Here is a 4,579-nt window from a genome sequence, read left to right as displayed (position 1 = left end):
CGGTTAGTGGGTAGTTTAATAACTTGTAACGAAGCGACGGCCTGCGACGCTACGACGGTGTGCTCGATCACATCATGCTCTACTCGCCCTCTATCGCGATCCCACCTGACCGTGTCCAGGAAAACCTGGACTCACTGATCAACGAATGCGCACCCGCGGCCCGACCACACCGGGTAATGGCGACGACGCCAGCGGCCATATCGTCCCGTCCAGAAGACCACTACTCGGCAGCCGAGGTGGACGACGGTGGCGCTGACAATCTCTACAGACACGGGAACCGACACCGCAAAATCTTCCGCGACACGACACCATGTCGACGGCGTCCGAGCAGGCCGTGCCACTTGGGTGATACGCCCTCATTGTGGGCGCAGGCCACAGTTTGTCGCCGGTCCGGAACCTTGCCAAGATAGATGTGTGCGCACGAAGGCAGGTATTTGGGGTGGACGTACCGCTGCCGAACGCCGTGCCGACCGTCGGCGCCGTCTCATCGAGGCGGCGACCGACATCTGGAGTGACAGCGGCTGGGCCGCAGTCACCATGCGGGGGGTATGCGCCAAAACATCGCTGAATGACCGCTACTTCTACGAAGAATTCAACGACCGTGACGGATTACTGGTCGCTGCATGGGACAGCGTCCGCGATGACATGCTCAAAGAGATCGAGGCGATCTTCGCAGCCAGCGCGGATCAGCCGCCGCTGGATTCCGTGCGTGCGGCGATTCTGGTGGTCATTGAGCGCATCGCACAGGACCCTGGCCGGGCTCAGATTCTATTGACGCACCATGCTGGCAGTTCCCCCCTACAGGAACGGCGGATCGCAGCGCTGCAGCAAGCATCTGAACTCGTAGTGCTCGCCGCCCAGCCGCACCTGAAACCCGATGTCGACCACACGGCCGTGCGAATGGACACGCTGTTCGCCGTGGGCGGATTCGTCGAACTCATCACGGCCTGGCACGTCGGGTTGCTCGACGTCGATGCCCAGCAGATCGTCGAGCACTCGAGTCGGTTGGCAGCGACGCTGTCGGACCAATATCTCCGTAGAGAGCCAGCGACGTAATGTCGCCATTGCTGAAGATGTGCATCTAATTCTGGTTTGAGCCAAGGCGACGTGACTGCCATGGTGTCCTCAGTCGACTACCTGATATTCGTCAGCGCGGTGGCGAGTTCGCAACAGCTTCTTGTCGTACTTGCCAACCCTGGGTCGCGGGACTTCGGCAACGAACGCCCAGCGCTCCGGGATCCCATTTCGCGACTTTTCCGTCGAGGAAGGCACGCAGTTCATCACTGATCCTCGCGTCGTTGTGGTGACGATGAACGCCAATGGTCTCTCCTGCCACTTTTCGTCGGGCACCCCGATCACCGCGGCTTCATGCACCGCGGGATGGGCGATGAGGGTGTTCTCCCGGTCCACCGACGAGATCCACTCGCCACCCGATTTGATGACATCATTCGCCCGGTCGGTGAGCGTCAAGAAGCCATGCTCGTCGATTCGCCCCACATCACCGGTGCACAGCCATCCCTCATCGAACTTGTCGGGATCGTCGTCACCGATGTATGAGCCCGTCACCCGAGGCCCGCGGGCTTGGATCTCGCCGACTGCCTGCCCATCCCACGGTAGGGTGCGGCCATCGTCGTCACGCAGCCTGATCTCAACTCCGCATATCGGGCGGCCCTGAGTGCCGCGCCCTCGATGCCAGACGTCGGTCGTGACACGGTGGCCAGTGGCGAAGTTTCGGTCATGCCCCAGGCCTGAATGATTGGGACACCGAACTGGCTCTCGAACTGCTGCATCAGTGCCACCGGTACGGCTGACCCGCCGCAGGCGACCAGGCGCAGCGACGAAATGTCGTGCCCCGGCTCGGATTCCAGGAAGTGCCGGACGTCATTCCAGATGGTGGGGACGGCGCCGGCCACGGTCGGTTGGGTGTCCTCGATGATGGCCACCGACGGTCCCGCCTGCAGGTATCGGTCAGGCAGCACGAGGTCGGCCCCCGACATCAGGGCGGAATAGATGAGACCCCACGCATTCGCGTGGAACATCGGCACGACGGGCAGGATGCGGTCGGGCTCGCCTATCGACAGTGCGTTCGGGGTGCAGCCGGTCAGCGAGTGCAGGTAGGTTGAACGATGGCTGTAGACAACACCTTTCGGGTTGCCGGTCGTGCCGCTGGTATAGCACATCGCCGCGGCCGACCACTCGTCGAGGCGCGGCCAGTCGAATTCCGGGTCTTGAGCAGCGATCAGGTCCTCGTAGCGGAGCACGGTTTTGTCGCTGGTCAGCAGCGGCTCGCGATCGCCGTCGCCGACCGCGATCACGGTGTGCACCTACGACATCGCCGGCAGCGTATTCGCCAGGAGCGGCGCAAGTGACAGGTCGGCGATGACGATCGTGTCGTCGGCATGGTTGGCGATGTAGCCCAGCTGTTCTGCCGTCAGCCGAATGTTGAGGGTGTGCAGAACGGCGCCCATCGACGGGACCGCGCAATAGGCTTCCAGGTGCTCCTGGTTGTTCCATTGGAAAGTGGCCACCCGTTGGTCGCCGGTGATTCCGAGGCCACGTAGCGCGTTGGCCAACTGTTTGATCCGTACGCTGAGCTCGCCGTACGTCGTTGTACGGTAGCCAGAGTCAGTCGGCGTGACGACCCTGCTGTAAGCGTGAATCGACGTTGCGTGCCTGACGATCGATGTGACGGTCAACGGAACGTCTTTGCATGGTGCTTTGCACTGGTGCGCATCCTTCGGGTCTGTGTTAGGTGGTGAACACGTCCGCAGTTGAGGGCGGTTGGTGGACGAAGTCGCCATAGTTGGCGCGGAGGGCATCGATGATGGTGTCAGGGGAAGATCGTCGAACACGCCACGATCATGGAGGTATTCCATGTGCTGGGAACCGTCGCCGGTAAAGGCGTGCAACATCGCGTCGCGCTCACCGTCGAATCCGATGGGTTCGACGCCGAATCGGTCGCACAGTTCGCGATTGAGCGCCGGCGTGGCCTTCACCCACAATCGTTGAGCAGCATCAGGCTGTAGCCGTGGTAGACGAACACATCCGTACCACCCATCCGCTCACGTAAGTTCTCCGTCTGCAGATGGTTGCCCACGTCGGCGAAACCCAGCCGCGCCGGAATCCCGCGGCGCGACAGGCGGCGGTCAGGAGCACCGCCTTGGGAATGCAGTACGCACGTCCGGCGACGGCGACCGCACTGGCTTGGTACTGGCGTGGGTCTTCGGGGATAGAATTCGCGTCGTACCAGATCGGATCGCGCACCGCGGTGATGATGCGGTGCGCCTTGTCGATCGGATCAGTGGCAACAGCGTGTCGCGGATGCGGTGAATTGCTGCACGGCATCGTGTTCCCAGTCGAGGAACTCGGTGGACGCGAAGAATCGCGCCATTCCTGTCGTCCTCAGTGACGCAGGGTGATCGGCAACCCGTCCATCGGGATTGGAAGTGACTTGTTGTCCCAGCGGACGCGGTAATCGGCGTTGAGGCTCCAGGTATGGGTGCGCAGCATCTGGTGCAGGATCGCTTTGACCTCGCGCGAGTGCCGATGCATGCGTATGCATTTGTGTGCACCGCCGCCGAACGGCAGCCCCGCGAAGCGGTGCGCTTGATCCTCGCAGCGCGAAACGTCGAACTGTGATGGGTCGAAGCGTCCGGGTCACTCCCGACGTCGCGGACGTAATGGTTGACGGAGGAGGTGATGGCGACGAGGGTGTCTGCTGGAATGTAGTAGCCGTCGATTGCGGTGTCCTCCATAGTCTTTCGCATCACCAGTAGGACGGCTGCGACCAGTCTCATCAACTCCTTGATGATCAGGTCCAGGGTGGCGAGAGCCTCCAAGTCATCGATCTCCGGGGGACGATCGCCGAGACCGTCCGCTTCGGCGCGGGCCCGGTCCTGCCACTCGGGATGCTTCGCCACTTAGTAGTCACTGCGGTGGTGGTAATGGTCGACGTGTCGTGAGCCGCCATCATCAAGAAGATCATGTGGTTGATCACGTCGCCGTCGCTGATGCGTTCGCCGTCTTCGGTGCTCGCGTGACACAGCGCGGCGAACAGATCATCGCTGTGTCCTGCACGGGCGGACGGCGGGTGGCGGGCGAAATACTGCTCGAGCACCCGTCGGCCCCGTACGCCCGCGCGGGAGCGAGTGCCGGGGAGCGGCGCGCGGACAAGCGAACTGGCCGCGCGGACGGTAGCGATGAGCGCCTGACTGACGGCGGCGCTGCTGTCCTTGCCTCGGCCACCCATGAACACATCCGTGGCGATGGCGATGGGCCACCGCCGACTCAACCGGCGAAGACCATCGTCGATGCGTTTCGGTGCGGGAACGAGGATTGTGCACGTGACGCGCATCGGGATCGATCGTGGAGATCACCTGATCGGGCGGCACCCGCGGCGCGATACGCCACTGTCCGTCGGTACCGTCTGACCCGTCGGCCGGTTCGACGTCTTGGCCGGCGATCAATGCCAGTAACGCCATCGCCTCGGCTGCCCGGGACTCCTGCTGATCGGGCAGCTCGGCAAGCACCCGGCGGGCGTCGCTGACCAGGGCATCGAGCAGCCGGTCGCGGGCCGCCG

The 4,579-nt window shown here is 63.0% G+C and carries 2 protein-coding genes and 5 pseudogenes; 2 read left to right on the top strand and 5 right to left on the bottom strand.

The features are described from left to right. Positions 1-35: 35 nt before the first annotated feature. Both AC5Y4T_RS26010 and AC5Y4T_RS26005 read left to right on the top strand, forming a co-directional pair. Positions 36-158: pseudogene (locus tag AC5Y4T_RS26010) on the top strand (LLM class flavin-dependent oxidoreductase); the annotation flags it as partial. Positions 159-414: 256 nt separating this feature from the next. Then, positions 415-1,056, top strand: coding sequence for a TetR/AcrR family transcriptional regulator (locus AC5Y4T_RS26005; protein ID WP_065122890.1), 642 nt, complete (start codon positions 415-417; stop codon positions 1,054-1,056). 69 nt (positions 1,057-1,125) lie between these two features. Here AC5Y4T_RS26005 and AC5Y4T_RS26000 read toward each other — a convergent pair whose 3' ends face one another. From AC5Y4T_RS26000 to AC5Y4T_RS25980, 5 genes and pseudogenes are all read right to left on the bottom strand, one after another. After that, positions 1,126-1,566, bottom strand: coding sequence for an AMP-binding enzyme (locus tag AC5Y4T_RS26000; RefSeq protein WP_335583073.1), 441 nt, complete (start codon positions 1,564-1,566; stop codon positions 1,126-1,128). Beyond that, a pseudogene (locus tag AC5Y4T_RS25995) lies at positions 1,563-2,801 on the bottom strand (AMP-binding protein). Before AC5Y4T_RS25995 ends, AC5Y4T_RS26000 begins: the two are co-directional and overlap by 4 nt. Then, positions 2,749-3,391: pseudogene (locus AC5Y4T_RS25990) on the bottom strand (transglutaminase-like domain-containing protein). Before AC5Y4T_RS25990 ends, AC5Y4T_RS25995 begins: the two co-directional pseudogenes overlap by 53 nt. Before the next feature lie 11 nt (positions 3,392-3,402). Then, positions 3,403-4,291, bottom strand: a pseudogene (locus AC5Y4T_RS25985) (cytochrome P450); the annotation flags it as partial. A 25-nt stretch (positions 4,292-4,316) separates the two neighbouring features. Continuing rightward, positions 4,317-4,579: pseudogene (locus tag AC5Y4T_RS25980) on the bottom strand (IS5/IS1182 family transposase); the annotation flags it as partial.

This window comes from Mycobacterium sp. NGS11 (assembly GCF_059813315.1).
This window is presented reverse-complemented; position numbering and strand designations above follow the sequence as displayed.